This is a genomic window from Oleiphilus sp. HI0043 (genome assembly GCF_001634935.1).
Window position 1 is genome coordinate 1 of sequence record NZ_LWEY01000905.1, and the last position, 854, is coordinate 854.

The following is an 854-nucleotide window of genomic DNA, read 5'->3' on the forward strand; positions in this document are numbered from 1 at the left end:
ACCAAGCAATCGCTATACATAACAATATACCTACGATGCCAACCCATAAATGTTGTAAATCTTCTGCCTCTTGGGATTTTATTTCCTGAATAATTTCTACCGGAACGTAAAGAATCAAGCAGGACATTATGATCGCCAGAATAGATTCCAGCTGATGCGCTTTTTCTTCAGAAATGGATAAGCGCCCTTTCTCGACAGAAACGCGAATACAGATGCCACAAAGTAAGGTAAGCGAGACCAAAATATCAGACAGGGAGTGATAAGCGTCAGCAAGTAGCGCTGTACTGCCTGTTATCCACGATGTTACTAACTTGATGGCCGTTAATATCAAGTCTGCAACAATAGCGATTAACGATGTACGAATTCGTCGATCTGAAAACAAGAGGGTCACCTAGTTCAAAAGAGAAGGTGAGTCTCTCAACTAAATGTGACAATTTTGTGTCAGTTTATTTGGAGTCAGAGTAGAACGGCACTTGCTTAAGCATATTTTCAATCTGAATACATGTTTATCTATAGGGTGCAATTCAGATTAAATAAGAGCCATTCATTTAAGGGCCCTTCTTTTGGTTTTCTCCGTGCAGACCATCGGCCGCTCTGTGTCCTTTGTGGTGGATTCATTTTTGGTGTCTTGATCTTCAAGATTAAGGCCCTTAACCACAGAGGGCACAGAGCGCTTTGCTGCACAGAGGAATAATGTTTTTCTAGGCACCCACTGTAAAAAAGTGAAATTCAGTTTAAGTAAGTGCCATACCGCCCGGAGTAAAAACTGGCGTTCTTACTCTGGGCCTAAATATCTATTTAATACTCATAAACCTCGGTGATGGCATCAGTCATGTGGTAGCCCGCAGTCGCAA

General features: G+C 41.8%; 1 protein-coding gene. It reads right to left on the reverse strand.

Going from position 1 to position 854, the window contains the following annotated elements; genetic code table 11:
- Positions 1–382 (reverse strand): cation transporter (locus A3729_RS10200; protein ID WP_197475759.1); only part of this gene is annotated, 382 nt, incomplete at its 3' end.
- Positions 383–854 lie beyond the last annotated feature (472 nt).